The following is a 26,874-nucleotide window of genomic DNA, read 5'->3' on the forward strand; positions in this document are numbered from 1 at the left end:
ATTTCCTTCTTTTGATAAACGGAGCCACGTTCCATGACGGATGCCCCCACCCGCCTTCACGCGTTACGCGAAACCCTGCGACAGGCCAGCGTCGATGGCTTCATCCTGCCACGCGGGGATGAACATCTTGGTGAATATGTCGCCCCCTGCGCCGAACGCCTGGCATGGCTGACGGACTTTACCGGCAGTGCGGGCATGGCGACGGTGCTGATGGAACGCGCGGCGGTCTTTTCCGATGGCCGTTACACCACGCAGATGGAACACCAGGTCAATGGCCTGTGCTGGGAACGGCTGCACCTGCGTGAAACACCGCCCGCGCAATGGCTGGCGCAGCACGGGGCGAATGCACGCATCGGATACGACCCGCGCCTGCTGAGCGAAAATGCGTTGCTGCCATTCGTGCAGGCGGGCCTGACGCTGGTGCCGCTGGCGCATAATCCGGTAGACGCCATCTGGACCGACCGTCCCCTGCCGCCCTGCACGCCGTGCCTGGAACAGCCCCTTGAACATAGCGGCACCGACAGCGCGACAAAGCGCACGACACTCGCGGCGCAGTTGCGCGACTCGGGCGAGGACTGCGTCGTGCTCAGCGATCCGGCCTCCATCGCGTGGCTGCTCAACATCCGTGGCAACGATGTCCCCTATACGCCGCTCAGCCTGTGTTTCGCCATTGTCCATGCCGACGCCACCGTTTCCCTGTTCATCGACCCGGTCAAGCTGACGACGCGCACGCGCGAATGGATGGGTGAGGATGTGCGCACCTTCACCCCCGACGCCCTGCCCGCACAGCTTGCAGCACTTGCCGGTCGCCGGGTGCAGGTGGACCCGGCAGCCAATTCCGTGTGGTTCATCCAGACGCTGGAACAGGCAGGGGCGACCATCATCCGCGCCACCGACCCATGCACATTGCCCAAGGCGATCAAGAACCCCGTGGAGCAGGAGGGCGCGCGCCGTGCCCATGAACGCGACGCGGTGGCTGTCTGCCGCTTCCTGCACTGGCTTGATACCGAAGGTGTCGGCACCGGGGAACTGGAGGCGACACAGCGCCTTGATGCGTTTCGCAAACGCTGCATGGATTACCGCGAGGAAAGCTTTCCCGCCATTTCCGGGTCTGGCCCCAATGGCGCGATCATCCATTACCGTGTCACCCCCGAAACCGACCGCATCCTGCGCCATAACGAGGTGTACCTGATCGACAGCGGGGCGCAGTACCCCTATGGCACGACGGACATCACACGCACGGTATGGACCGGCCCGGAACAGCCCGACGACGATGTCTGCGACGCATTTACCCGTGTCCTGCGCGGTCATATCGCGCTGGCGCGGGCACATTTCCCGCACGGCACCACGGGGCATGCGCTTGACGCGCTGGCGCGCCAGGCATTGTGGGAAGGTGGTCTGGATTACGACCACGGCACCGGCCATGGAATCGGCAGCTACCTGTCGGTGCATGAAGGGCCCTGCAATATCTCCACCCATTACCGGCCCGTCGCGCTGGAGGCGGGGATGATCGTCTCTGACGAACCGGGATATTACCGTCCCGGCGCGTTTGGCATCCGCCTTGAAAACCTGCTGCTGGTGCAGCCTGCGGTCACGAATGGGGAAAGCCGCCGCTTTCTGGCGTTCGAGGTACTGACCCTTGCGCCGTTCGATCGTCGCCTGATTGCGGTGGACATGCTCAACAGCACCGAAATCGCATGGCTCGACGCCTATCATGCACGGGTTTTTGAACAGGTGGCCCCACATCTGGACAAAGTCGGCCAGACATGGCTGGAGGCGGCATGCGCACCGCTGCGCGCCAGATAATGTGACTATGAATATGGCCCCGGAAGGCGGTGATGGAATTGTCACATGCCGGTCTGGGGCCTAGGACTTTTTACCAGTTCCGACGCAACTGGATCCGGTAACGATACGCGGAAACAGCCAAGCCGGTGCGCAACCTGACCCGCAGTCAGGTGCAAGCACGATAGGGAGACGTTCAAAATGTCCGCAGAAAAAACAATTCCCGCCACCCTGATCCCCGGCGATGGGATCGGCCCTGAAATTGTTGACTCCGTCATCGAAATCCTTGACGCCGTCGGCGCACCGTTCAAGTGGGAGAAGGCGCTGGGCGGGGTGTCCGCCCTTGACGCCACCGGCAGCCCGCTTCCCAAGGAAACAATCGAAAGCATCCGTCGCACCGGCCTCGCGCTGAAGGGTCCTCTGACCACCCCCGTCGGTGGTGGCTTCAAGTCCATCAACGTGACACTGCGTCAGGAGTTCGGTCTGTTCGCGAATGTTCGTCCCACAAAGACGATCGTGCCGGGTGGCCGCTTTGACAAGATCGACCTCGTGATCTTCCGCGAGAACCTTGAAGGCTATTACGCCGCGCTGGAAAACTACATCCCGGTCGGTGATGACCCGCACGCCATCGCGACAAGCGCCGGCTACACCTCACGCGCGGAATGCAATCGCATTGTCCGCTATGCTTTTGAATATGCGGTCAAGAACAACCGCAAGCGCGTGACGCTGGTGCACAAGGCCAACATCCTGAAGCTGCTGACCGGCCTGTTCCTGGAAGAAGGCCGCAAGGTCGCAAAGGAATATGAAGGCCGCGTCGAAGTGAACGAACGGATTGTCGATGCCTGCGCCATGCAGTTGGTGACGGACCCGTGGCAGTTCGACTGCATTGTCACCACCAACCTGTTCGGTGACATCCTGTCCGACCTGACGGCGGGTCTTGTCGGTGGCCTTGGCCTCGCCCCCGGTGCGAACATCGGCGAAAAGGCTGCCGTGTTCGAAGCGGTCCATGGTTCCGCCCCCGACATCGCGGGCCAGAACAAAGCCAACCCGACCGCACTGCTGCTGGCGGCGAACATGATGCTGCAGCATGTCGGCCGCAAGGACCTTGCCGACCGCATCGACAGCGCCATCGCAAAGGTCATCACATCCGGTGCGGTGCGCACGGGCGACCTGGGCGGCAAGGCGAGCACGACCGACCTGACGGCCGCCCTGAAGCAGGCTCTGGTCTGATCCATCGACCATCCCTGCAACGGTTCATGCCGTTGCATGGGTATGAAAGAAGGGCCGTGGCGTCATCCGCCATGGCCCTTTTTGCATTTCTGGCAGGAACGGCAATAAGAAACGGCCTGAATAACCCGCCGATCAGGAATGATGATTTTCTTGTATGACGCCAGCAGGTTGTTTGAAAAGTCTGTACCAACCATCCACTAAATAATGAAAGATTTTGGTAAATATTTCCTGTTACACTATGAAAATATTATATTCCCAAGAATCAAAGCAAGAGACTGTTTGAAAACAACTCATTGATAAAAAATAAGAAAAGTTTTTGGGTGCCGCCTTTTTTCAAAAAGGCGGCGTCTTCTGAAGCTTTTTAGAAAAAGCTTCACCAAAAACCTTTATAATTACAGGATGTTATCAATGGTCTATTTTTAAACAGTTCCTTGTTTTGGATAAACATAACGATTTTCAGGATTTTTTCGAAATCCTTCCTCAGGACCGTTCATTCCCTCACAAGATGCCGGTATCCCAGTTTTTCAAAAATACTGTTTCCCTCTGGTTTTTTCGGATTTTCAACTTCCGCGATAGGTTGAAAACCCATAAGGCGAGACCAGGAGCGGTACATGATAATGCCCCCCCCTTTTCCCCCGGGGCGCGTTGCGCCATGCCGAATGCGATCGGCACGATATCAAGGAACGGCGGGTCCGACAGCGCCACCCCCCGCCCCCGGAAATAGGCCGCAACCGCAAATTCCAGCCGATAGCTGCCACCGGGCATATCCCCCACCGCAACCGACAGGTCAGGGCAGCGCCCGTCGATATTGGTCATACCCACGAATAGGCGCTCCCCCCCCGACCACAAGGTGATTTCCATACCCGCCGCAGGCTGTCCCGAGACAAGGTCAAGGACATGGGTCGAAAGGGTGCTCATGATGTTTCCTCCAGCCGTCCCAGGATATCGGCCTGTCGCAAGGCAGCAATCTTCGCGATTTCATCAAGGGCCGCGCCGATTTCCGTATCCGGGTCATGCGCCAGCCGCCGCGCCATTTCTTCAAGTATCCGCGCCTTGTCCGACAGGCGCACACATATGATGAACGGAATGGCGAATTTTGCCGCATAATCCTCATTGAGCGTCCTGAACCGCGCGAATTCCTCCGGCGTCAGGCGATCCAGCCCCGCCGATGCCTGTTCGGCCGCTGATGCATCCGTCAGCGTCGGGTCCATCCCGGCCCGCCGCGCAAGTTCGGGATGCGCACGGATCAGGGACATCTGCTCCATATCCGTGGCGCGGCGCATTTCATGATCCATGACACGCAGCATATGCGCGGCATCGGCGAACGGACGATGATCCAGCGCGCGTTCGGCCACCCATGGGGAATGTTCGAACATGGGACCGAACAGTTCAATGAAACCTGCTTCGTCCAGCGCATTTGCGCGTGCGATGGCCGATGTCATGCCGGATGCACCGACAGCCAGTGATGTGCAATATCCAGTCGTGTCGCGACCCAGACCCGTTCCTTTGCGGCGATATAATCAAGGAAGCGCGCCACGGCCCGCGCACGGCCCGGTCGGCCGGCCACACGGCAATGCAGCCCCACCGACATCATCTTTGGCGTGCTTGCCCCTTCTTCATACAGTTCATCGAACGTGTCACGCAGGTAATTGAAGAACTGCTCCCCTTCGGTAAAGCCGTTCAGGGCCACGAAACGCATATCGTTCACATCGAGCGTATAGGGCACGATCAACTGCGCACGCCCATTGCCACGGTCGTAATAGGGCAGGTCATCGGCATAGGAATCCGCATCATAGACAAAGCCGCCTTCCTGCGCGACCAGTCGCGCGGTATTGGGGCTGGTACGCCCCTGATACCAGCCCAGGGGGCGCGATCCCGTCACCTGCGTATGCAGCGCGATACATTCGGCGATATGGGCACGTTCCACCGCTTCGGGGATGTGCTGGTAATCAATCCAGCGCAACCCGTGGGAGGCGATTTCCCACCCTGCATCCTTCATCGCACGCACGGCGTCGGGATTACGGGCCATGGCCATGGCCACACCGAAGACCGTCACCGGCTGCCGCCGTTGCGTGAAAATCCGGTGCAGGCGCCAGAACCCGGCCCGCGCCCCATATTCATACAGGCTTTCCATCGCGATCGCGCGCGCACCGGGGATGGAGGGCGCACCGATCATTTCGGACAGGAATGCTTCGGACCCGCGATCACCATGCAGGATGGAATTTTCAGCCCCCTCCTCATAATTAATGACGAACTGTACCGCGATGCGCGCACCACCGGGCCATTTCGGATCGGGCGGGGATGCGGCATAACCGACAAGGTCACGGGGATATTCACTGAGATATCCACTGGGATATTCATTGGGCTGTGCCATCACATCACGCCCCATATGCCGCCAATGCCGCATCCACCGCACGGCCGGAGACGAGGTTATGCCCTTCGTGCCGCAACACCGCCTCCAGCGCGCCGAGCGTCAGCAGCACCCTGTTCTTTGCCGCATTGTATCCCATTGCCCCGATCCGCCAGATGCGCCCCTGCAACGGGCCAAAGGCGGAACCGATCTCGATCTCGAAATCATCGCGCATGCGCGTGCGTACCCGTTCGCCATCAATGCCGTCGGGAATATACACACCCGTTACATTGGTCATGCGGTGTTCGTCACTGCCGAACAATGTCAGGCCCATTGCCCGCAGGCCCGCGCCCATCGCGCGGCTGGCTGCGGCATGACGGGCAAAACGTGCCTCCACCCCTTCTTCCACCATGATGCGCGCGGCCTCGCGCGCGGCGTACAGCATGCTCGTCGCCTCTGTATGGTGATTCAGGCGCTGTTCGGACCAGTATTCCATGATCATCGCCAGATCAAAATAGTTCGAGGCAATGCGCGGGCGCATCCCGTCCGTGGTATTCGCCCCACGTATCCCGGCCTCCACATGCCGACGTGACATGATGTAGTCAGCGGCGCGGTCCGAAATCGTGATGGGCGAGGAACCGGGCGGCCCCCCCATGCATTTCTGCAGGCCCCCCGTCACGATATCCACGCCCCACCGGTCGGTCGCGACCGGCATCCCGCCCAGCGTCGCCGTTGCATCGACATAGGACAGGACATCATACCTGCGGCACAGTTCCCCCACCCCATCGAGCGGCTGCGCCATGGTGGTGGACGTATCGCCATGGATACAGGCCAGGACATGCGGCCGATGGGCAATAATGCCATCCTCGATCTGCTTCAGGGTCGCAACCTCGCCCCACGGAATGTCGATGGTAAAGATTTCCGCGCCGATCCGCTGTGCAATTTCCGACAGCAACAGCCCGAAACGCCCTGCCCGCACGATCAGCAGCCGTGCCCCCGGTTCCAGCAACGACACCAATGCCGCCTCGATCCCCGCGCGGGCCGTGCCGTCCACCAGCAGTGTCCAGCGGTTTTCCGTCATAAAGACCGTACGGTACAATGCCATGGTCTGGTTCATATAGGTGGTCATTTCCGGGTCGAACTGCCCCAGCATGTCGGCCGCCATGGCCCGCAGCACACGCGGATGCACATTGACCGGCCCCGGCCCCATCAACATGCGTGACGGGGGGTCGATCGGACCAAAAATGTTCTGTGTCATCAGCAACGTCTTTCAAAAAGGCATACGAAATCCGTCAATGTGCGCAAGGCAACCTCCACATCCGCCGTGCTTACGGCTTCGGCGGGATTGTGGCTGATGCCCTTTTCACAACGGATAAACAGCATGGAAACAGGGACAAGATGCGCCATGACCATCGCATCATGGCCTGCGCCACTGACCAGTACGCGCGCCGGTGCGCCGGTCACGTCCACCACCGCCTGTTCCATCAGTTCCGTCAGGTGCGCATCACATGGCGTCGCATCGAGATCGTGTTGCAGCGCAACGCCAAGGACGATGTCACGGCGGGCGGCAATGTCACGGATTTCGGACAGGATTTCCCCCGCCGCCGCATCACGCACCGCATTGGTGCCCGCACGCACGTCGATGGTGAACATCACGTCACCAGGCACGACATTGGCCGCCCCCGGCAGAACCTCCAGCCGTCCCACCGTCGCGACAAGGTCAGCGGGGCCGGCACGCCCGATACGCTCCACCGTGCCAATCGCCTCTGCCGCCGCCGCCAGCGCATCGCGGCGCAGATGCATGGCCATGGTGCCGGCATGCCCCGCCATGCCCTGCATCGTCACGCGATAACGATGCTGTGCCGCGATCGCGCTGACCACACCCACCGCGCGGCCTTCGGCCTCCAGCACGGGGCCCTGTTCGATATGTGCCTCGACATAGGCCAGGACACGACCGGGCGCGATCCGGGCGTCGTCAATGGCCGCAAGGTCAAGCCCGAATTCCGCAAGCGCCGCGGCCAGCGATATCCCGTCGCCATCGACCATCGACAGGTCGAACCCGTCACGCACCCCCGCCACCGTGCGTGAGGTCAGCATCGCGGCAGGAAAGCGCGATCCTTCTTCATCCCCGAAACCGATCACTTCGAGCGCGAAGGGAAAGCGCCGCCCCACCCGCGCAAAGGCTGCCACCACCTCGATCCCGAGTATGACGCCAAGCATCCCGTCATACCGTCCGCCATGGCGCACGCTGTCCACATGCGACCCGATCAGCAGCGATGGCGCATCTGGCGCGATGCCTTCGTAACGCCCCACCACATTCCCGATCGCATCCACGCGCACGGACATGCCCGCGTCACTCATCCATGCCGCGATCCGGTCCAGCGTCGCGCGGTATCCTGCGCCAAGATAGGGACGAAACAGCCCCTGCGCATCATCGGAATAGGGCGCATGCCCCAGCAGGTCGCACCGCGCATGCACGCGCTGCCCCGATGGCGGCGGGACGGTAATCGGCTGCATGTCCAGACCTACCATGCCGCCACGGCCCCATCGCTGCGCGGGTCGGTCGCCCCTTCAATCAGTCCGGTTTTTTCATGCCGCACCAGCGCGCCCGCATGTCCCATGGTGGAGGTAAACGGTTCCATCCGCTCCATCTGGTGGCCTGCCGCCTGCATGCGCGCGATCAGTTCAGGGTCAAAGCGGTCTTCGTATTTCAGGCTGACGCTGTCCTCCCCCCATGTCCGGCCCAGCAGCCAGCGCGGGGCGGTCACCGCGCGCTGCAACGGCACGCCATAATAGGCATAGCGGGTAAAGACAGCCGCCTGTGTCTGTGGCTGTCCCTCGCCCCCCATGGTGCCATAGACCATGGTGCGCCCGTCATCGAAACGCGCACCAGCGGGATTGAGCGTGTGAAAGGGCTTGCGCCCAGGACGCAGGCCGTTCCACCCGTCGGGGTCCATGCCAAAGCTGGTGCCCCGGTTCTGCCACACCACGCCGGTGCGGGGCAGGACGACACCAGATCCATATTCGAAATACAGGCTCTGGATCATGCTGACGGCCAGCCCGTCGGAATCGACCACGCCCAGCCACACCGTATCGCCCGCCTGTGACGGGTGGGGCCATGGGGCCGCACGCTGTGGGTCAATGACAGCCGCCATACGGTCCAGCGCACCTGCGTCATCAAGGATATCCTGCGCCTGCACCGTCATCAGCGCCGGGTCGCCCACATGCGTGTCACGATAACGAAAGGCAAGCTTCGTCGCCTCCACCAGCGTGTGCATGTAATCATAACTGTCGGCCTTCGCAGCGCGCAGCCGGTCGAACACTGCCAAGATCAGCAGCGATGCCACACCCTGCGTGGGGGGCGCGACGTTATAGAGGTCCGCCCCGCGCACCCGCGCATGCAATGCGGGCTGGTGTACGGCACGGTGGGCCTGCAGGTCCGACAGGGCAAGCGGACTGCCAAGCGAGGCAAGGTCGGCGGCAAGGTCCGATGCGATACGCCCACGATAGAAACTGTCCAGCCCATCATCCACCAGCATGCGCAACGTGCGGGCAAGGCGGGGATTATGCAGGATATCACCCGCCTGCGGCAGGCGACCCGCAGGCATGAACTGATCGGCGAAGCCGGGAACGGCACGCAGTTCATCGACCTTGGCGCGCGTAATGTCGGCCGCCCCGGCCGTGACCGGCACGCCCTGTTCGGCGTAATGGATCGCATCGCGCAATATCCGGCCCAGCGGCAGGCCGGGCTGTACCGCATGGCTCCATCCCAGGGCCATGTCCCAACCCGAAACGGTGCCCGCAACCGTATTCGCCGCCAGTGGCCCACGCCATGGGATACGCGCCTGCCCGGCATTGCTGTAAAACGCGACATCGGCCTTCATGGCCGCAGCCCCGCTGGCGTCAATGCTTTGCGCACGCCCGTCCGGCCACAGCGTCAGCCAGAACGCATCGCCACCAATGCCGGTCATATGTGGATAGACAACCGCCAGTGCCGCCGCCGTGGCCACCGCGGCCTCGATTGCCGTGCCCCCGGCCTTGAGGATATCAAGGCCCGCCTGACTGGCAAGGTGATGGGGCGATGTCACCATCCCCCGGCACGAACGCGGCGTATTGAGCATGGTCGTCAGTTCCCCGTGGTCAGCGGCACACAGCGCGCAAGTCCCGCACGTTGCAATTCCCCCGCCACGGCAAACAGCGCGGCTTCCGCCCCCGGCGCACCGATCAGTTGCAGCCCCAGCGGCAGGCCCGACGGACACGCCAGCGGCGCGGACAGCACCGGCACACCCGCAAGGCTGATGGGCTGCGTAAACAGGCCCAGATTCGCACGCGCCGAAACCACGCGCCCTTCCACCATGATGGTGGGCTGATCGATGCGCGGTGCGGGACCGACGGTCGCGGGTGCGACAACAACGTCATGATGGCTGAACAGTTCGTGGATGCGCGCGCGAAACCAGCTACGGAAACGCTGCGCCTGCACCAGCGTCGCAGATGGCAGCATCGCCCCCGCCATCAGGCGGCCACGCGTCGCGGGGTCATACTGCATCGCACGCTGGCGCAGGCGGCCAAGGTGCAGGCTGCCGCCTTCGGCTGCCGTAATCAGGAACGATGCGGCACGTGCGCGTGCGACCTCCGGCAGTTCGACAACCGTTGTGCTGTTGAGGTGACGCATCACATCATCAATCGCGGCGACGAACCCGGCATCAATGTTGCGCGCAAACCATCCGCCCAGCCGCGCGATCCGCAACGACGCGACATCGGGCAGTGCCTCGGGCTTACGGCCATCCATGATGCCGAACACGGCATGCAGATCCTCCACCGTATCCGCCATCGGCCCCACGACATCAAGGCTGGCGGCGAAGGGATAGGCGCCTTTGCGCGGAATGCGGCCGAATGTCGGCTTCAGGCCCCATACGCCACACAACGCGGCAGGCAGACGGATGGAGCCGTTGGTGTCAGACCCCAGCGCAAACGGCATGATACCCGCCGCCACGGCCGCCGCCGAACCACCCGACGACCCACCGGCAAGGCAGGCCGTGTCATGCGGATTGCGCGTGGTGCCGGTATGCGCGTTTTCAGTGGAGAAGCCATAGGCGAATTCGTCCATGTTCAGGCTGGCGACCGCGACCGCGCCCTGTGCCTGAAGTCGGGCGACGACCGTTGCGTCCTCCTGCGCCGGCGGGTTGCCACGCAGGACGAGGGAACCCGCCGTCGTCACCTCCCCCGCGATATCGAACAGGTCCTTGACGCCGAACGGCACCCCCGCAAGCATGCCGGGATCCTCGCCCCGGGCGATGCGCTGGTCTATATGTTCTGCGCGCGCCACGGCGGCGGGGCCAAAGATGCGCGTCACGCTGTTGAAACGGGTGTCGCGTGCCTCGATATCCGCAATGACACCGGTGATGACGGAAACGGCGCTGCGCCGCCCGGCGCGCACGTCCTGCGCGATCTGCAACGCCGAGTTCGGGCAAGCGTCGTTCGGGCGCACGTCGTTCGATGCCTGCGTCATGGGATATACTCCCCCGCCGGTTCGCACGTATCAGGCAGGACAAGGCCATTGAGCAGATCGGCATATCCCTGCAACAGCGCGGCATTCGCGGTCACGTCGTTCATGCAGGCGGGCGGCACGGTCAACCCGATACAGCGCGCCGCCTGAACCACGGGAAAGATGTCATCGCCGCCCTGCGCCAGCATTGCGGCGGGCTTGGGGGGAGGTACCGCATCGTCATTCAAGGGGCTGCTCATGCACGTCATCTCCGGGATCTGTGTGTCAGTTAGCGCCTTCTTTTAGACGGGATCACAGGCCGGAGGGTCAAGGCTGATCAGTTCGGGGGTGTCATACGCCAGCAGGCTGTCGAGATGGGCCTGCCCGTCCGCGACATACAGGTCCCGCCCAAGCCCCTGCGCCAGACGTTCGACACCAAAGCGCATGCCACTGATGGAGGCGCCCGAAAGCCCCATGCTCGGCGTGGCGGAAAACGTGAAGTTATGGATGTTCGCCAGCATCGGCGCCAGCGGGTCGGCAGGATCGCGGGCGATGAACTGGTACCGCTCCCCCAGATAGGGATAGCTGCCCAATACGGCACTTCCCTCGCCCTCGGGTGGGGTATAACGCTCCCCCCACAGGGCCACGGCATGCGCAAACGAACGGGTTTCGGGACGGCGTGACAGGTCCACCGTGAAACCGGTGCCGATAATCACGAAATCAAACGTCATCTCGCCCTGGGGGGTCTGCACGACAACCTCATCCCCGCGCATCCGCACGTCATCCCATGGACAGCCGGTATGATAGGCGAAATTCGCATGCCGGCGGCACCGCCAGAACGTGTCCTGCGGCGGCGGCTGGTTCAGTTCAAAGATGCGCTGCATGAAGCCCCAGCGCAGCCGATCCTCCAGCGCGTAGAAATAGGCGAGGAAACCGGTATTTTCCATCCAGCGATACGGGTTGACCGAGGGGATGGCGCGACGGCGCAGGCACAGCGTGACCGACCCGGCCCCCGCCTCCAGCGCGGTGGCCGCGTTGTCGAATGCCGAAGCCCCCGCCCCCAGCACGCCCACGCGCTTGCCCTTCAGGGCCGTGAAATCAATCGTTTCCGATGTGTGGGCGAAACGCGCGCGCGGCAGGTTTTCACGGATGAAGGCAGGGACATGCCATTCGCCGCCCCCCTCGATCCCGGTCGCAAGCACCAGCTTGCGCGCGTAATGGACCCGCCTCTCGCCCGCTGAGGTGCAAAATGACAGGCGCAGCAAGCCGTCTTCCCACGTCACCCCTTCGAACATGTGGTCATTGGCCACCGGCAGGTCGAGGACATCGCGATACCAGTCCAGATAGGCCTGCCAGTCCTGACGCGGGATCTTGTCGAGCTTTTCCCACGCCTGCGCCCCATAACGTGCCTCGAACCACGCACGCGGCGTCAGGCTGGGCACGCCAAGGTCGGGGCCGGTGACATATTTGGGCGTGCGCAGGGTAATCATGCGGGCGAACGTGACCCACGGCCCTTCGCCCCCGCGTGGGGCGCGATCAAAGACCTGCACATTGTCGATGCTGCCACGTTTCAGGGCGAAAGCCGTGGCCAGGCCGCCCTGTCCCGCGCCAATGATCGCGACATCCAGCACGCGTCGCCCGTCATGATGGCGCGGCGGCACCCATTCGCGCCGTGGATAGCCAATAACCCCAAGGTCACGCCGCACGGCCCTGCGCAGCGCATCAAGCCCATCGCGTGCATCCGCGCCGTCATGTCCGTGCATCGTCATCTGCCTGTCCCACTGTCATTCGCGCCCACTGGTATTCGCGCCCATTGGCATTCGCGTCGTTACCGATGCAGCGGACATGGCGTCCCCCGACGCCATGATAGGCTGTCCCCCCAACCGCACCGTTGATGGGACAGTGTAATCAGGGGGGCAGGTGTTTCGTCCAGTAGAATGATCTGACCATTCTGTTTCCAAAAACAGAACAGCAGGCCGGGAACGCAGGCCCCGGGCTAGAGGACCTTCTCATCGCCCACGCCCTGGATACGGCGCAGTTCCTGACGCAATTCCTCGATCACCGTTTCCAGCAATGGCGGCAGCCAGCGTGATTCACGCACATAGACCCCAAGGTCCGTCACCGCGCGTGTATCCCGCAACGGCACATGGCACAGGCTTTCGTGCCCGGCCTGCATCTCCACCGCAAGCGGCGACTGGAACGCAAGCCCGCTGCCCGCGGCAACCATGCGGTTGGTCAGTTCGATCGACCCGGTATGCAGCACGACATGCAGATGTTCATGCCATGGGCGCAGCATCGGTTCCATGACACGGTACAGCGACAGGGTGCGCGTTGGCAGGATCAGGCGATGGCGGACGCATTCCTCGATCGTGACAGTACGCAGGTGGGCGACGGGATGGTCGGGGCGCACCACCGCGCCCACCGGGAAATGCGCCACCGCGACACGCCGCAGGTCGGGATACAGGGCCAGTGAAAACGCAATGCCCAGATCCACGCTGCCATCCTGCAGGGCGGAGACGATGTTTTTTGGTGATCCGATTTCCACATTCAGGTCCACCGCCGGATACATCCGCGTGATCCGTTCCAGCAGCGGCGGCAGAAGCTGCCCCGTCACCCCCTCCACCGCCATAATGCGCAGCCGCCCGTCCTGCCGACCTGACAGGGCGTTGATCTGTTCCTCCGTCCGGGCGGCATCCTGCATGACGGTGACGATGTGCCGCGCCATGATGCGCCCCACCTCCGTCAGGACCATGCCTTCGGGCAGGCGATCGAACAGCGGCGCGCCGACTTCCGCCTCCATCTGCGCAAGCTGCCGGGTCAGGGCGGACGGGGTGACGTTCAGCCGACGCGCCGCCTCGCGGATGGAGCGGCATTCGCGCACGGCGTTGAAATAGGAAATTCCCCGGGCGTGCAGGCGCATCATGCGCGGGGTGCGCAGTACGGGTTCATTCATGACGGCATTTCCTTCACCCGACCGCGACAGACGGTACGACCATATCCGAAACCACCCATGACGCATGACGACATGGCCTTATCGTTCCACCATCACGCATCACACGCCATCCCACCATCCCGAAGGCCGCACCACCATCACGCGCATCCCCCCATCGGACAGCGCCGCATGTGGCGCGCCCCCGGCCCCACGACATGACACGGACCCTGCGAATGATGACCGCATCCCCCACCACGACCAAAGGGACAGCGAGCGGAAGTATGATACGCGAAAGATGAGGCGCACCATCATCCCTGCGCCGCCAGATGCGCCCTGCGCCGGACGCGCGGCGCAAGGTCACGCCCGAAACAGGGGCGATCGACATGCCGTCCCCCACCCGCAACGCACGCCTGCGTTGCCGAGTACGCCACAACGCCACCGCGCACCACATGCACGACCGCGCCAGAGACAACCGGCGCGCCGTAACATGACGACAGCACATGCGCAGCACCGTGCGCATCCCACAGCAGCAGGTCAGCATCCGCCCCCACCATGATCGCCCCCTTGCGGGGATAGATGTTAAATGTACGCGCCGCATTGGCGGAGGTCATGGCGACAAAATCCTCCGCTGACAGGCGACCGGCACGAACACCATGATGCCACAGCAGCCCCATGCGTCCCACAAGGTCGGGCATGCATGCCTCCCCCGCCAGGCCCCCGTCAGCCCCGGCGCCACTCGCACTCATGCCCAGCATACCCGACGCCAGCCCACCCCATAATGCGGCATGCTGTGCGCCGTCACGCAGGGGTGGCAGTGCGTCACAGCCGGGGAAGACCTCATCCCCCTCCCCATCCAGCACAAGATGCCGGGGCAGCACCTCCGCACTGACACGCTGCCCGCGCAGGCGGGCAGCCGTAATGGCGTCAACCGCGTCGCGCGTGGAAACCGGCCCGACATGGACCGGCGCGCCCAGCATGCCTGCCATCATGATGGCACGGGCGATACCGCTGCCCTCGACCGGTGCGGCGCAGGACAGGGCCTGTGCCTCCGCACTGTCGATTCCGGCCCGGTCCAGACCCGCGCGCAGGTAGGCCGCAACCAGCCCCCCATGCGCGTCGAGCGCACATAACGCGCCAAGTTCCATGGCATGGTCGATCACGCCCATGACCTGCGTGTCATCCATTTCCCCGCCACAGGACAGGCGAAAGGAGTTCACGCCACATGCCTGCGTCACCTCCGCCATGCCGCACGCGACATCACCGTCATACTGTCCGATCACCATATGCGCCGAAAAATCGACGCCACCACCGCGCACCGCATGCCGCCAGCCACGCCGCCAGTCCTGCCATGCCGCACGCATGCCACGTCCACGCGGCCCGCCGACACATTCGATCACCGTGGTCGTCCCCGCCGCCAGCAGGACAGGCGCCAATGCCGCGATACGTTGCTCATCCGGCCCGATGCGGGTGTGCGGGTCCACGCCGCCGGGCATCACCAGCAGACCACCCGCATCCAGCACATCGCATCCGGTGGGGATGTCAAGCGCGGGACCAATCGCGGCGATCTCCCCATCATCGCCACACAGGATGTCGATCCTGAATGACGCCTCGGCCGTGACCACCGTTCCACCGCGCACCAGCAGCATCATCCCTCCGCCATGCATGACTGATTGATCGCAATGGCACAGGTTTCAGCAGGAGTCCCACGAACCTTTGCCATTTACTTAGAGACTTCTTGAAAAGTAAGTCTCGATAACATACTGAAATTATAAAGTTTTTTGGAGAATCTGTTTCCAAAAAGCTTCAGAAGACGCCGCATTTCTGAAAAAAGGCGGCCCCCAGAAACTTTGCTTGTTTTTATCAATGATCTGTTTTCAAACAATCCCTTACGCCTGCAAGGCCGCCGTAATCAGGCGCTTTCCTCGATCCGTGTGGCAATGGACAGGCTGGCGCCCAGCCGTTCAAGGCGGCGCCGCACGCTTTCCCCCTGCACCACGGCCCGCCCCGATGCAAAGCGCAGGACAAGGCCACCATCATCCAGCACAAGTTCCGTCCCGCGCAGCAACGCATCCGTCCCGCCACTGACGCTGTAGGCCAGACGCAGCGCCTGACCCAGCACCTGCGCCCGCGCGAACTGCGTTTCATCAAGCAAAAGGCGCGACGGTTCGAGGCAGGGGGTCGTCATGTCAACACCGTACCGGATCGCCAGCGTCAGGGCGAGGAAGGCGCGGGCCTCATGCGTGAAGCCCACCCCCTGCATGCGCAGTATCCGCAGATATGTCTGCTCCGCCCGGTATTCGGGATGGTCATACGAACCGACATCCGACATCCAGCACGCGGCATGGCGCAGGCGGCGCGCCACATCCCCCTCCCCTGGGAAAAGTGGGGCCGTCCATGTCGCAAGACGCATCGGCAGCGTCATGCTGCGGCCCAACCTTGCGCACATTTCACGCGCGACGGCTTCCTGCGGGTCCATATCCGCCACGGCGGCTGCGACCTTGCGCATGTACCACCCCTCTCGCAGGCCATCGACGCAAAAGACGAGGCGCGTGGGCTGTAACCGGCGGATCAGCCGACGCAGCACCGTCGCCGCGAACGGTGCATCCTCCAGCCGTTTGCGCGGGACACCGGGCAGGCGTTCCAGCGTCCGGCGCGATGACCCGATGATCCAGTCCGCCATCTCCCGCGCTGGATCCGAACCCAGTTCATACAGATGCACGATATTAAGCGGATAGGACGTACGCGCGATCTGCAACCGCGCAAGCGCACGGAACCCGCCCCCCACAAGATACAGCGAACGCCCGCGCACATCATCAAGCCAGCCGATCTGTGACAGGTCGGTGTCCACAACCTGCCGTGCCTGTGCAAGGTCGCCCTGCGCCCGGTCATTAAGCCGGATAACCCCAAGCGGCAGCGTGCAGGCATTCAGCTTCTGCCCCGCCACCAGGCGGATCAGTTCAAGCGACCCCCCACCAATATCAGCCACCAGCCCGTCAGCATCGGGAATCCCGCACAAAACACCTGTCGCGGAATAATCGGCCTCTTCCTCCCCCGACAGGATATGGATGGGCACACCCGGCAGGCGCGACCGCAGGCCCGCGACGAATTCCGGCCCGTTGGTGGCGTCACGCACCGCCGCAGTGGCCAGTACCTCAAACGGGCTGGCATCCATGCCGCGCGCAATGGCGTTGAAACGGGCCATGACCTCCATCGCCATGGGCACCGCCTCCTCATTCAGCAGGCCCGTCGCGTTCAGCCCACGGCCAAGGCGCAGGACCACCTTTTCATTGAAGATCGGGATGGGGTTACGCGAAATCCCGTCAAACACCACCAGACGCACGGAATTCGAACCCAGGTCGATGACGGCGGAACGGTCCTGCCCCGATGCGCCGCTCACGCCGGGGCCCCGGCCATGGTGGCGGGGGTGGGCACGTCAGGGATGATGTTCATGCCGACCATGACGCTGTGTCCTCAATCCTCAATACTCTGCTCCGTATGCCACGGCTGGGATGCGCTGACGCGGATACCGCCATCACCGGGGGCACGTCCACCGCCAGAGGGATGTTCCATGAAATATTCGTGCGCCGAAAACGGCGTGCGTCCCGGTTCCAGCCGTCTCCATACCCCATTGCGCTGCAATATCCATGACTGCAGGTTGTCCTTCAGGTCCGCCATCATGATCTGGTTCAGCACGCGCGCATGCACCGCCGGGTCGCGCATGGGCACCATGCTTTCGACACGCCAGTCCATGTTGCGCACCATCCAGTCCGCCGATGAGATGTAAAGTTTCGCATTGCGCGACGGCAGCCGATGCCCGTTGCCAAAGGCATAGATGCGCGCATGTTCAAGAAAACGCCCCACGATCGACTTCACCCGGATATTTTCCGAAAGCCCCGGCACCCCGGGACGCAGGCAGCAGATGCCGCGCACCACCGCCATGACATGCACCCCCGCGCATGACGCCGCATACAGCCTGTCGATCAGTCCCGGATCGACAAGGGAGTTCATCTTGAGCCAGATGCGCCCCGGCCGCCCGGCCTTCACATGCGCGATTTCCGCCTCGATCAGGTCATTGAGGGTGGAGCGGATGGTGACAGGCGAAAACGCGATCGCCTCCATCCGCGCGGGCATGGCATAGCCGGTCATGTAATTGAACAGCCGCGCCGAATCGCGCACCAGTTCGGGATCACAGGTAAAGAACGACAGGTCGGTATAGATACGCGCGGTGATCGGATGGTAATTGCCGGTGCCGAAATGCGCATAAGACCGCAACGTGCCGCCCTCGCGCCGGACGACGAGGCTGAGCTTGGCGTGGGTCTTGAGGTCGGAGAAGCCAAAGACCACCTGCACGCCCGCCGCCTCCAGCGCGCGGGCAAGGCGGATATTCGCCTCCTCGTCAAAACGCGCGCGCAGTTCGACCATTGCCGTAACGGACTTGCCTGCCTCCGCCGCCTCGATCAGGGCCTTGACGATCGGGCTGTCGCGCGACGTGCGGTACAGTGTCTGCTTGATCGCCACCACCGCCGGGTCCAGCGCCGCCTGGCGCAGGAACTGCACCACCACATCGAAACTTTCGAACGGGTGATGCACGATCATATCGCGCGCACGGATGGCGGCAAAGCAGTCGCCCCCGCAATCAATGATCCGTTCAGGGAAACGCGGCGTATAGGGCGGAAACAGAAGGTCGGGCCGGTCATCGACGATCATCTGCTTCAGATCGACCACCCCGATCAGCCCGGATTGCACCAGCACCTCATCAGGGGGGGCGTCGAGTGATGCCGCCATCGAACGGGCAAGGTCCTCGGGCATGCGCGCCTCGATATCAAGGTGGATGACCACCCCGCGACGACGGCGCTTGAGCGCGCTTTCATACGAACGGACCAGATCCTCCGCCTCGTCCTCGAACTCCACGTCCGTGTCGCGCACGACACGCATCACGCCCCATTCCCCGGCGATAAGACCGGGGAACAGGCGGCCGATGCACATCACGATCAGACGTTCGAGCAGGATGAAGCGCGTCTGTCCCGGTGGCGACAGGGAATCGGGCATGCGGATGAAACGTTCGATGCGCGCGGGCAGGAGGATCAGCGCCTCCATCACGAACTGCCCGGTGCGGGCATTCATCAGGCGCAGGGCCTGCGCGATCCCCATGTTGGGAATGAACGGCAGCGGATGGGCCGGGTCGATCGCAAGCGGCGTCAGCACCGGGAACACACGTTCCATGAAACATGTGTCCAGCCACTCACGCTCCGCCGTATCAAGCTGGTCCTCGTCACACAAGACGATGCCCGCGCCAGAGAGTTCATGCAGGAGGTCGCGCCAGATCCGCTGCTGTTCATGCAGCAGGCGGGCGGTACGGTCACGCACCGCCAGCAATTGCTGCGCGGGGGTCATCCCGTCGGGCGAAGGCGTAATCAGTCCCTCGCGCACCTGCCCCACGAGGCCCGCGACGCGCACGGAATAGAATTCGTCAAGGTTGCTGGCGCTGATGGACAGGAAACGCACCCGCTCCAGCAGGGGATTGCGCGGGTTATCCGCCTCGTCCACCACGCGCTGGTTGAAGTCGAGCCATGACAGTTCACGATTGATGAAACGTTCGGGGGAGTTCAGGTCCGGGCATGGCGGTTCCGGCACGGCGTCATGCACCACAAGCGCCTGTGCGGCCGGGGGCTCCTTGCGCGTTGTCCGGGCGCGCGGCGTGCGGCGCGTGGCGGGACGACGCGGCGCGGCCTTGGCGTCCTTTGCAGCCGGGGTGGTGGTGGCTGACTTACGCGGAGGTCTGGACAAGGAACTCGATCTCCCGATTGGGGGCCACCGCAGGGGGACAGGCATGGCCGGAAAACAGGTCCGCCCACACTAGGACAGCACTTCGAACCTTGACCAGAGGGGACGGGCTATTCCATGCCGCCCGTTACAGCCGGGTCCGTAATGACCGGATCGTGCGCCAGTGAATCATGCGTCAGCAGGTCATGCAGTTCCCCAACCGCCATCGCACGTGTCACCGCCCGTCCCGTGGCAAGGGTGGCATGGTCAAGCCGCCGCGCAACCTCCAGCATGGTCGCGGCGGTGCGTGGCAGGCGGGGCAGCAGCCAGTCCACGATGGCAGGGGCGACGACGATCTGGCGTTCCGCCAGAAGGCGCAGCAACACGACACGCAGCAACATATCCTCTGGCTGGCGCACCTCCACCGCCATGGTCGCACGCAACCTGCTGGCAAGGTCAGGCAACGTCACGGGCCAGCGCGCGGGCGGGCGGCGGCCACTCAGGGCAAGGGCCATGCCATGTTCGCGCGCACCGTTAAGCAGATGCAGAACGGCACGTTCATCCGCGCAGCATTCGGCATCATCCACCGCAATCGCCACCACCCCGGACCCGCGCCCCGCACCGAACAGGCGCGCGACATCCCCGCACGTCAGATCCGCCCCCGACAGCAGCACGGCATCATGTTCCGCCGCCCAGATTTCAAGCAGATGTGTCTTGCCACATCCCCGTGCGCCCCACAGCGCCAGCCGCCGGTCCGGCCATGCCGTGCGGCCAAGCAGCCATGCGCGCGCAACCGCATTGGACGGCGCGGCCACGAAATCCGCGCGCGTGAAGTGCTGCATGTGCGCAAAGGGCAACACAAGCTGCCCGATCGTGTCGCGGATCGGCATTTTCTCCGTTTTCAGGCCCGTGCGCCCAACCACCGCTTGGAGCCCGGCCCCGGCTTGACGTAAAGAAGCGCAAAGACCGTATTGACCCCAATGCTGTCGCATCCATTGCGTCCTCCATAGCCTGCGTGCGGGAGTCCGGGGAAGCGATAGTTTGACGATGAAGGCCCTTGCGCATGACCTCCGCTGCTTCTTCCTCCCCCACCCCTCCGTCCACCGGCGCCGCGGATGCAGCCGCGGGCGCGACCTATCGCGATGCGGGCGTGGACATCGCCGCGGGCGACGCACTGGTGGAGGTGATCAAGCCCGCGGCCCGCGCGACCGACCGCCCCGGCACGATGGGCGGGTTGGGTGGATTCGGCGCCCTGTTCGATCTGAAGGCGGCGGGCTTTACCGACCCGGTGCTGGTGTCATGCACCGATGGCGTCGGCACGAAGCTGATGATCGCGATTGAAAGCGGACTGCATGAAACCGTGGGCATCGACCTGGTGGCGATGTGCGTGAACGACCTTGTGGTACAGGGGGCGACACCACTTTTCTTCCTCGACTACTTCGCAACGGGGCACCTGTCGGTGGAGGATGCGGCCAAGGTGGTGCGTGGGATCGCCGCTGGCTGCTCCGGCTCCGGCTGTGCCCTCGTGGGGGGGGAGACGGCGGAAATGCCGGGCATGTACGCCGCCGGGCATTATGACCTTGCCGGGTTCTCCGTCGGGGCGGCCGAGCGCGACGCCCTGCTGCCGCGTGATATCCGCGCGGGGGATACATTGATCGGCCTGCCATCGGCGGGGGTGCATTCCAATGGGTTTTCGCTGGTGCGCGCCATCGTGAAACGTTCTGGCCTGGCCTGGGACGCGCCATGTCCCTTCGCGGACGGGCAGACGCTGGCGCAGGCACTGATGACGCCGACGAAGCTGTATGTCCATCAGGTCCTGAACCTGCACCATGCGGGCCTGTTGCAGGCGGCGGCGCACATTACCGGCGGCGGCCTGCCCGGCAACCTGCCGCGCATCCTGCCCCATGGCCTGCGCGCCGTGATTGACGCCACATGGCCTGTGCCGCCCGTGTTCGACTGGCTGGCGCAGGTGGGACAGGTCTCAACGCAAGAGATGCTGCGTGTCTTCAACTGTGGCCTTGGCATGATACTGGTGACACGCGAGCCCAAAGCGGTGATGAAGCATCTGCTTGATGCCGGGGAGAGCGCCCACATCATCGGCCGGATCGATGCCGCCGAGGACGCGGAAGCCGCGGCATCGCTGGAAATGAAGGTAGACCCTGCTTTCGGCACGGCAGGCGCGGGCGCCTGAGGATGACGGCCATGACGAAACGCCCGATCGGTATCCTGATCAGCGGGCGTGGCAGCAACATGGGTGCATTGATCGCGGCGTGTGCGGCACCGGATTATCCCGCACGCATCGCCATCGTCATCAGCAACAACCCCGATGCGCCAGGGCTGGAGACCGCGCGGGCCGCAGGGCTTGCGACCAAGGCGATCGACCACCGCACCTTTGGTCGTGAACGCGCGGCGCACGAACGTGTAATCGACGCCGCCCTGCGCGATGCGGGGGTGGAGGTCGTATGCCTTGCCGGATACATGCGCCTGCTGACGCCGTTCCTGACACAGGCATGGGCGGGACGGATGCTCAACATCCATCCCAGCCTGCTGCCATCGTTCCCGGGGCTGCACACGCATGAACGCGCCCTGCAGGCGGGGGTGCGGCTGCATGGCTGCACCGTGCATCTGGTTACGGAAGTGATGGATGAAGGCCCGATCATAGGCCAGGCCGCGGTACCGGTCCTGTCCGGCGATACGCCAGACAGCCTGGCCGCACGCATCCTGACACAGGAACACCTGCTGTATCCGGCGGCACTGCATCGTGTGCTGAGGCCTGACACCCACCCCGAAGCGACGGCCGATGCGCTGCTGTGCGTGTAAAAAACCACCTCAAGGAGGCCATGGAAAATATGGCCCAAGAGACGGTTTGAAGCGTAAGGGCCAGCAACCTGCTGGAATGGGTATAAAGTTTTCAGAAGCTGTTTGAAACGTCAGGCTTAATAACATCCTGACATTACAAATGTTTTTTGGCGAATCTGTTTCCAAAAAGCTTCAGAAGACGCCGCCTTTTTCGATCAAAAGGCGGCACCCAAAAACTTTTCTTTTTTATCAATGATTTGTTTTCAAACACGCTCTTGGTGAAGCTTTTTTCAAAGAGCTTTGAGAGATATCACCTTTCCGGCAGGGCAAGGTCACACCTGAATTTATCCCATTCCTTATCAATGAGTTGCTTTCAAAATAGTGTCCCGATCCCCGCAGGCATAAAAAAAGCCGGCATTCCTGCCGGCTTTTCCCACTGATGTCCAAATGGACAATCAGGCCAGGATTTCGGTGCCTGCAAAGAAGAACGAGATTTCGTTCTTCGCGTTTTCCAGGCTGTCGGAACCATGGACGGAGTTTGCTTCGATGCTTTCGGCGAACTGCGCGCGGATGGTGTGGGCTTCGGCCTTCTTCGGGTCAGTGGCACCCATCACTTCGCGGTTCTTGGCCACCGCATTTTCGCCCTGCAGCACCTGCACGACAACCGGGCCGGAGACCATGAAGGACACCAGATCGTTATAGAACGGACGTTCCTTGTGGACTTCGTAAAACGCGCCAGCGGTGGCGGGCGTCAACTGGATGCGCTTCTGCGCCACGATGCGCAGGCCCGCGTCCTCGAACACGGCGTTGATCTTGCCGGTCAGGTTGCGGCGGGTCGCGTCGGGCTTGATGATCGAAAGGGTACGTTCGACGGCCATGGAACTGGCTCCTTAACTCAAATACGTTGGTTCGACAGGACAGGATGCCCGTCGAAGGGCAAGTGTCCCTGCCTCACGCCATCTAGAGCATATCGGTCAGGACTGGTAGGTACTACCGTGACGAATCCTGCCATCCGCGCCACATATTCCCGGAGTACCGCGTTTCGTGAGCCTGCTTGTCATAACCGACCTGACCCTGCGTATTGCTGGACGCACCCTTCTGAACGGGGCCAGCCTGACCATTGATCCTGGCCGCAAGGTGGGGCTGGTCGGGCATAACGGGGCGGGAAAATCGACGCTGCTGGCGGCGATTGCGGGGGATATCGCACCCGATGGCGGGGATATACGCCTGTCATCGCGCGCGCGCATGGCGCGCATCCGGCAGGAAGCGCCCACCGGGCATGGATCACTGCTCGACACGGTGCTGGCGGGGGATACAGAACGCACATCCCTGCTGGCAGAGGCCGACAGCGCGACCGACCCGATGCGCATTGCCGACATCCATGAACGCCTGCGCGCCATTGACGCCCACAGCGCACCTGCACGCGCGGCGGGTATCCTGTCCGGGCTGGGATTCGACATGGCGGCACAGGCACGGCCGGTGTCTGACTTTTCGGGCGGGTGGCGCATGCGCGTGGCGCTGGCGACGGCGCTGTTCCTCAACCCCGACCTGCTCCTGCTGGATGAACCGACCAACCATCTCGACCTCGAAGCGACATTGTGGCTGGAGGGGTGGCTGGCGCGGTTCGGCGGTGCGGCCCTGATCGTCAGCCATGATCGCGGATTGCTGGACCGGGCGGTGGACGCCATCGCCCACCTTGACCGCGGCAAGCTGACGCTGACCCCCGGGGGGTATGAGGAGTTTGTGCGCATCCGCACCGAACAGGCCCTGCAACAGGCCCGCATGGCCGAACGCATCAATGCGCGCCGTGCGCACATGCAATCCTTTGTGGACCGGTTCCGCGCCAAGGCGACCAAGGCAAAACAGGCGCAGGCACGGCTGAAGGCGCTGGAAAAGCTGCCGGTTATCGAGTCGGTGGTGGAGGATGCGCCCAGTCAGTTCTCCTTTCCCGAACCCTCCCCCCTGCCGCCGCCGATGCTGACGATGGACCGGGTATCGGTGGGGTATGGCGATACCACCATCCTGTCGCACCTGACATTGCGCATCGACATGGAAGACCGCATCGCGCTGCTTGGCGCGAACGGCAATGGCAAATCCACCTTTGCCAAGCTGGTGGCCGGGCGGCTGGCGCCACAATCGGGCACGATGTCACACAGCCCGCGCCTGCGCGTTGGCTATTTCGCGCAGCACCAGGCGGAAGAGCTGCGTCCCGACGAAACCCCGGTCGATCACATGGCCCGCGCCCTGCCCGATGCGACCCCGGTGGCGGTACGGTCGCAACTGGCACGTTTCGGGCTGGATGCGGCGCGCGCCGAAACGGTGACGCGCGACCTGTCGGGGGGGGAGAAGGCGCGCCTTCTGCTGGCGCTGGCCACGCGCGATGCGCCGCATCTGCTGATCCTTGACGAACCGACAAACCATCTCGACCTTGATGCACGCGATGCGCTGATCCGCGCGCTTGCGGAATTCGAGGGCGCGGTGCTGCTGATCAGCCATGATCCCCATCTTGTCGAACTGGTGGCCGACCGGCTGTGGCTGGTGGGCGATGGCGCGGTGCGCACGTTCGAGGGCGATATGGCGGAATATCGCACATGGCTGATCGAACGCGCCCGCGCCGTGACCTCTGGTGGGGAAAGTGCGCGTCCCGTCGCGGCCCCCCGGCGCGAGGACCGACGCGAACGTGCCGAGGCACGCAAGGCGCTGGCCCCGCTGCGCCGCCGCATCCGCGATGCGGAAGCCCGCATGACGAAACTGGCGGCCGAGCAGGCAAAGGTCGAGGCGCGCCTTGCCGATCCCACCCTGTACGAAGCCGCGAACAGCGCGGATGAGGTGACAAAGCTCAATACCCGCCTTGCCGCCCTGCGCCGTGACCATGAAGCGGCGGAGGAAGACTGGCTGGCGGCGGAAACGGAACTGGAGGAAGCCGGGACGGAATAACCGCACCGCAACATGCAGGGACCATGCGATACCGAAACACCATGGCCCCGGCACTGGCACTGGCACTGGCACTGGCACTGGCACTGGACCATGCCCCACACCACACAACTGTCTGATGGCGCTTTTTTTAACGCGCCGGGGCAGGTTACCGCCGCACACAAGACGAGAGCGGAAAACCTTTTCATGATTTTTCCCATGTGCGGGCTTTTCCGGCGGTTTCCTATACGCTTCCTTCATTCCAGGGCTGCATGTGTGTCCCGACGACATATGCACGCCATGCTCTTTTTGTGATCTTCAACACCATGCAAAAAAAATCATGGCCCCTTACGGCATCCGGCAGGCTTGTGCGTTTGACCTGAAGCCCCTTGCGCATCACGGGGCAATCAGGTTCCGATCCCCCATCCTTTCATTCACCAGCCCATGGATATCTTATGGCCCCTTCCACGACAGAGCACGCCGCCTGCCCTGATACCGATCAGGACGCCGATCATGATACCGGGTCAGAGCAGCAGGCCCCCGCTGACGTGACGGACAATGCCCCCCCTGCCGACCCGCAGGCGGAACAGCTTGCCCGCATACACCACCTCCTGCGCCTTGCACTGACGGTCACGGTGCTGGTGGTGTCGATCTGGCTGGTGGGCGATGTGTTGATGGTACTGTTCGCCGCGACGCTGGTGGCTGTCATCCTGCACAACCTTGCCGGGCATCTGGAACGACGCACGCGCCTGCCTTACTGGGTCGCACTGAGTATCGTCGTGCTGATCATCATATCCGCCCTGACGGCCCTGATCTGGAGCAGTGGGCCGGAAATTTCGGAACAGGCGCTGCGCCTGCGTGCCGCATTGAGCGAACAGGCCCGCACATTGCGCGATCGCATGGACGACAGCACACCCGGACGCATGATCCTCGACAACCTGCCCTCTTCATTTGGCGGTAACGAACATTCCTCCGGCGGCAGCGGGTTCGGGTCCATCGCAGGGTCCATGACGGGGTTCGTGACCTCCGCCTTTGGCGCGGCCGGCACTCTGGCGGTCATCCTGATTGCCGGACTTTATTTCGCGATCTCGCCCGAAATCTATGTCAATGGCATGCTGCGTCTGGTGCCACGTGAATACCGCATGCGCACGCGCGACCTGCTGCTGACGGCCGGACAGACATTGTGGGCATGGACGGCGGGACAGGCGCTGGACATGACGGTCGTGGGGCTGCTGTCATTCATCGGGCTGTGGATCATTGGCGTCCCGCTTGCACTGGCGCTGGGCGTCGTGGCGGGACTGGCGAACTTCATCCCCTATATCGGGGCCTTTGTCGGGGCGGTGCCCGCCGTGCTGATCGGACTGTCACAGGGCACGCGCGAAGGGCTGACCGTGCTGGGCCTGTATGCGGCCATCCAGTTTTTCGAAGGAAATGTCATGGCCCCCCTGATCCAGCGTCACGCGGTAAAGATGCCGCCGGGCCTGACCATCCTGTCCCAGACGATCTTCGGCACGATCCTTGGCATTCCGGGGCTTATCCTTGCCTCCCCGCTGACGGCGGCGCTGCTGGCGATGATGGACCGGGCCACGCCGCAACTGTCGGATGATGAACGGGTCTGAG

21 protein-coding genes and 1 pseudogene are annotated in these 26,874 nt (G+C 63.3%); 6 read left to right on the top strand and 16 right to left on the bottom strand.

Annotated elements, in window-relative coordinates; genetic code table 11:
* The first annotated feature begins 33 nt into the window (after positions 1 to 33).
* Positions 34 to 1,806, top strand: a complete 1,773-nt coding sequence (locus FYB92_RS12555) for an aminopeptidase P family protein (RefSeq protein ID WP_062808715.1) — start codon at positions 34 to 36, stop codon at positions 1,804 to 1,806.
* Positions 1,807 to 1,983: 177 nt separating this feature from the next.
* On the top strand, positions 1,984 to 3,012 hold the full coding sequence (locus FYB92_RS12560) for an isocitrate/isopropylmalate dehydrogenase family protein (RefSeq protein ID WP_003618293.1): 1,029 nt from the start codon (positions 1,984 to 1,986) through the stop codon (positions 3,010 to 3,012).
* Positions 3,013 to 3,572: 560 nt separating this feature from the next.
* Here FYB92_RS12560 and uraH read toward each other — a convergent pair.
* The 15 genes and pseudogenes from uraH to FYB92_RS12635 form a co-directional block, all read right to left on the bottom strand.
* A pseudogene (gene uraH / locus FYB92_RS12565) lies at positions 3,573 to 3,930 on the bottom strand (hydroxyisourate hydrolase).
* Complete coding sequence (gene uraD, locus FYB92_RS12570) at positions 3,927 to 4,454, bottom strand: 2-oxo-4-hydroxy-4-carboxy-5-ureidoimidazoline decarboxylase (protein ID WP_003618287.1); 528 nt, start codon at positions 4,452 to 4,454, stop codon at positions 3,927 to 3,929. The pseudogene uraH and the gene uraD overlap by 4 nt, the downstream one beginning before the upstream one ends.
* Positions 4,451 to 5,386, bottom strand: a complete 936-nt coding sequence (gene puuE / locus FYB92_RS12575) for an allantoinase PuuE (protein WP_332828769.1) — start codon at positions 5,384 to 5,386, stop codon at positions 4,451 to 4,453. Before puuE ends, uraD begins: the two co-directional genes overlap by 4 nt.
* A 4-nt stretch (positions 5,387 to 5,390) precedes the next feature.
* Positions 5,391 to 6,620 (bottom strand): alanine--glyoxylate aminotransferase family protein, encoded by a 1,230-nt coding sequence (locus FYB92_RS12580; protein WP_332828770.1) that lies wholly within the window; start codon positions 6,618 to 6,620, stop codon positions 5,391 to 5,393.
* Positions 6,620 to 7,894 (bottom strand): allantoate amidohydrolase, encoded by a 1,275-nt coding sequence (locus FYB92_RS12585; protein WP_408902370.1) that lies wholly within the window; start codon positions 7,892 to 7,894, stop codon positions 6,620 to 6,622. Before FYB92_RS12585 ends, FYB92_RS12580 begins: the two co-directional genes overlap by 1 nt.
* Positions 7,888 to 9,483 (bottom strand): gamma-glutamyltransferase family protein, encoded by a 1,596-nt coding sequence (locus FYB92_RS12590; RefSeq protein WP_332828771.1) that lies wholly within the window; start codon positions 9,481 to 9,483, stop codon positions 7,888 to 7,890. The genes FYB92_RS12585 and FYB92_RS12590 overlap by 7 nt, the downstream gene beginning before the upstream one ends.
* A 5-nt stretch (positions 9,484 to 9,488) precedes the next feature.
* Positions 9,489 to 10,871: an AtzE family amidohydrolase gene (locus FYB92_RS12595; RefSeq protein ID WP_075594975.1), complete on the bottom strand. Its 1,383-nt coding sequence runs from the start codon at positions 10,869 to 10,871 to the stop codon at positions 9,489 to 9,491.
* Positions 10,868 to 11,107, bottom strand: a complete 240-nt coding sequence (locus FYB92_RS12600) for a DUF4089 domain-containing protein (protein WP_003618277.1) — start codon at positions 11,105 to 11,107, stop codon at positions 10,868 to 10,870. The genes FYB92_RS12595 and FYB92_RS12600 overlap by 4 nt, the downstream gene beginning before the upstream one ends.
* Positions 11,108 to 11,149: 42 nt before the next feature.
* On the bottom strand, positions 11,150 to 12,616 hold the full coding sequence (locus FYB92_RS12605) for an NAD(P)-binding domain-containing protein (RefSeq protein ID WP_143456015.1): 1,467 nt from the start codon (positions 12,614 to 12,616) through the stop codon (positions 11,150 to 11,152).
* A 227-nt stretch (positions 12,617 to 12,843) separates the two neighbouring features.
* Positions 12,844 to 13,800 carry a LysR family transcriptional regulator gene (locus tag FYB92_RS12610; protein ID WP_003618274.1) on the bottom strand — a complete coding sequence of 319 codons (957 nt, stop codon included), beginning with the start codon at positions 13,798 to 13,800 and terminating at the stop codon, positions 12,844 to 12,846.
* 13 nt (positions 13,801 to 13,813) lie between these two features.
* Positions 13,814 to 14,164 carry a hypothetical protein gene (locus tag FYB92_RS12615; protein ID WP_332829035.1) on the bottom strand — a complete coding sequence of 117 codons (351 nt, stop codon included), beginning with the start codon at positions 14,162 to 14,164 and terminating at the stop codon, positions 13,814 to 13,816.
* Positions 14,088 to 15,443: an amidohydrolase family protein gene (locus tag FYB92_RS12620; protein WP_332828772.1), complete on the bottom strand. Its 1,356-nt coding sequence runs from the start codon at positions 15,441 to 15,443 to the stop codon at positions 14,088 to 14,090. The genes FYB92_RS12615 and FYB92_RS12620 overlap by 77 nt, the downstream gene beginning before the upstream one ends.
* A 245-nt stretch (positions 15,444 to 15,688) precedes the next feature.
* Entirely contained in the window at positions 15,689 to 17,176 is a 1,488-nt protein-coding gene (locus tag FYB92_RS12625) for a Ppx/GppA family phosphatase (protein ID WP_003618268.1), read from the bottom strand.
* 74 nt (positions 17,177 to 17,250) lie between these two features.
* On the bottom strand, positions 17,251 to 19,566 hold the full coding sequence (locus FYB92_RS12630; RefSeq protein WP_003618266.1) for an RNA degradosome polyphosphate kinase: 2,316 nt from the start codon (positions 19,564 to 19,566) through the stop codon (positions 17,251 to 17,253).
* Positions 19,567 to 19,673: 107 nt separating this feature from the next.
* Positions 19,674 to 20,432, bottom strand: coding sequence for a chromosomal replication initiator DnaA (locus FYB92_RS12635; protein ID WP_143456016.1), 759 nt, complete (start codon positions 20,430 to 20,432; stop codon positions 19,674 to 19,676).
* Between the two features lie 173 nt (positions 20,433 to 20,605).
* Here FYB92_RS12635 and purM point away from each other — a divergent pair, with 173 nt between their 5' ends.
* Positions 20,606 to 21,733 (top strand): phosphoribosylformylglycinamidine cyclo-ligase, encoded by a 1,128-nt coding sequence (gene purM, locus FYB92_RS12640; protein WP_332828773.1) that lies wholly within the window; start codon positions 20,606 to 20,608, stop codon positions 21,731 to 21,733.
* A 2-nt stretch (positions 21,734 to 21,735) separates the two neighbouring features.
* Complete coding sequence (gene purN, locus FYB92_RS12645) at positions 21,736 to 22,362, top strand: phosphoribosylglycinamide formyltransferase (protein ID WP_075594981.1); 627 nt, start codon at positions 21,736 to 21,738, stop codon at positions 22,360 to 22,362.
* Positions 22,363 to 22,796: 434 nt separating this feature from the next.
* On the opposite strand, the gene ndk is transcribed toward purN, so the two are convergent.
* A complete protein-coding gene (ndk, locus tag FYB92_RS12650; RefSeq protein WP_003618259.1) occupies positions 22,797 to 23,219 on the bottom strand; it encodes a nucleoside-diphosphate kinase in 423 nt (140 codons plus the stop codon).
* Between the two features lie 166 nt (positions 23,220 to 23,385).
* Here ndk and FYB92_RS12655 point away from each other — a divergent pair, with 166 nt between their 5' ends.
* Together FYB92_RS12655 and FYB92_RS12660 are read left to right on the top strand one after the other, a co-directional pair.
* Positions 23,386 to 25,278: an ABC-F family ATP-binding cassette domain-containing protein gene (locus tag FYB92_RS12655; RefSeq protein ID WP_003618257.1), complete on the top strand. Its 1,893-nt coding sequence runs from the start codon at positions 23,386 to 23,388 to the stop codon at positions 25,276 to 25,278.
* 431 nt (positions 25,279 to 25,709) lie between these two features.
* Complete coding sequence (locus tag FYB92_RS12660; protein WP_110550034.1) at positions 25,710 to 26,873, top strand: AI-2E family transporter; 1,164 nt, start codon at positions 25,710 to 25,712, stop codon at positions 26,871 to 26,873.
* Position 26,874 lies beyond the last annotated feature (1 nt).

Origin of the sequence: Novacetimonas sp. GS1 (assembly GCF_036686925.1) — a bacterium.
GTDB classification, from domain to species: Bacteria; Pseudomonadota; Alphaproteobacteria; order Acetobacterales; family Acetobacteraceae; genus Novacetimonas; species Novacetimonas hansenii.

Bases quoted from the DNA above. Each gene is read 5' to 3' on its own strand.
- FYB92_RS12555 (WP_062808715.1), top strand. From the start codon at position 34: ATGACGGATGCCCCCACCCGCCTTCACGCGTTACGCGAAACCCTGCGA.
- FYB92_RS12560 (WP_003618293.1), top strand. From the start codon at position 1,984: ATGTCCGCAGAAAAAACAATTCCCGCCACCCTGATCCCCGGCGATGGG.
- uraD (WP_003618287.1), bottom strand. From the start codon at position 4,454: ATGACATCGGCCATCGCACGCGCAAATGCGCTGGACGAAGCAGGTTTC.
- puuE (WP_332828769.1), bottom strand. From the start codon at position 5,386: ATGGCACAGCCCAATGAATATCCCAGTGGATATCTCAGTGAATATCCC.
- FYB92_RS12580 (WP_332828770.1), bottom strand. From the start codon at position 6,620: ATGACACAGAACATTTTTGGTCCGATCGACCCCCCGTCACGCATGTTG.
- FYB92_RS12585 (WP_408902370.1), bottom strand. From the start codon at position 7,894: ATGGTAGGTCTGGACATGCAGCCGATTACCGTCCCGCCGCCATCGGGG.
- FYB92_RS12590 (WP_332828771.1), bottom strand. From the start codon at position 9,483: ATGCTCAATACGCCGCGTTCGTGCCGGGGGATGGTGACATCGCCCCAT.
- FYB92_RS12595 (WP_075594975.1), bottom strand. From the start codon at position 10,871: ATGACGCAGGCATCGAACGACGTGCGCCCGAACGACGCTTGCCCGAAC.
- FYB92_RS12600 (WP_003618277.1), bottom strand. From the start codon at position 11,107: ATGAGCAGCCCCTTGAATGACGATGCGGTACCTCCCCCCAAGCCCGCC.
- FYB92_RS12605 (WP_143456015.1), bottom strand. From the start codon at position 12,616: ATGACGATGCACGGACATGACGGCGCGGATGCACGCGATGGGCTTGAT.
- FYB92_RS12610 (WP_003618274.1), bottom strand. From the start codon at position 13,800: ATGAATGAACCCGTACTGCGCACCCCGCGCATGATGCGCCTGCACGCC.
- FYB92_RS12615 (WP_332829035.1), bottom strand. From the start codon at position 14,164: ATGTCGATCGCCCCTGTTTCGGGCGTGACCTTGCGCCGCGCGTCCGGC.
- FYB92_RS12620 (WP_332828772.1), bottom strand. From the start codon at position 15,443: ATGCATGGCGGAGGGATGATGCTGCTGGTGCGCGGTGGAACGGTGGTC.
- FYB92_RS12635 (WP_143456016.1), bottom strand. From the start codon at position 20,432: ATGCCGATCCGCGACACGATCGGGCAGCTTGTGTTGCCCTTTGCGCAC.
- purM (WP_332828773.1), top strand. From the start codon at position 20,606: ATGACCTCCGCTGCTTCTTCCTCCCCCACCCCTCCGTCCACCGGCGCC.
- purN (WP_075594981.1), top strand. From the start codon at position 21,736: ATGACGGCCATGACGAAACGCCCGATCGGTATCCTGATCAGCGGGCGT.
- ndk (WP_003618259.1), bottom strand. From the start codon at position 23,219: ATGGCCGTCGAACGTACCCTTTCGATCATCAAGCCCGACGCGACCCGC.
- FYB92_RS12660 (WP_110550034.1), top strand. From the start codon at position 25,710: ATGGCCCCTTCCACGACAGAGCACGCCGCCTGCCCTGATACCGATCAG.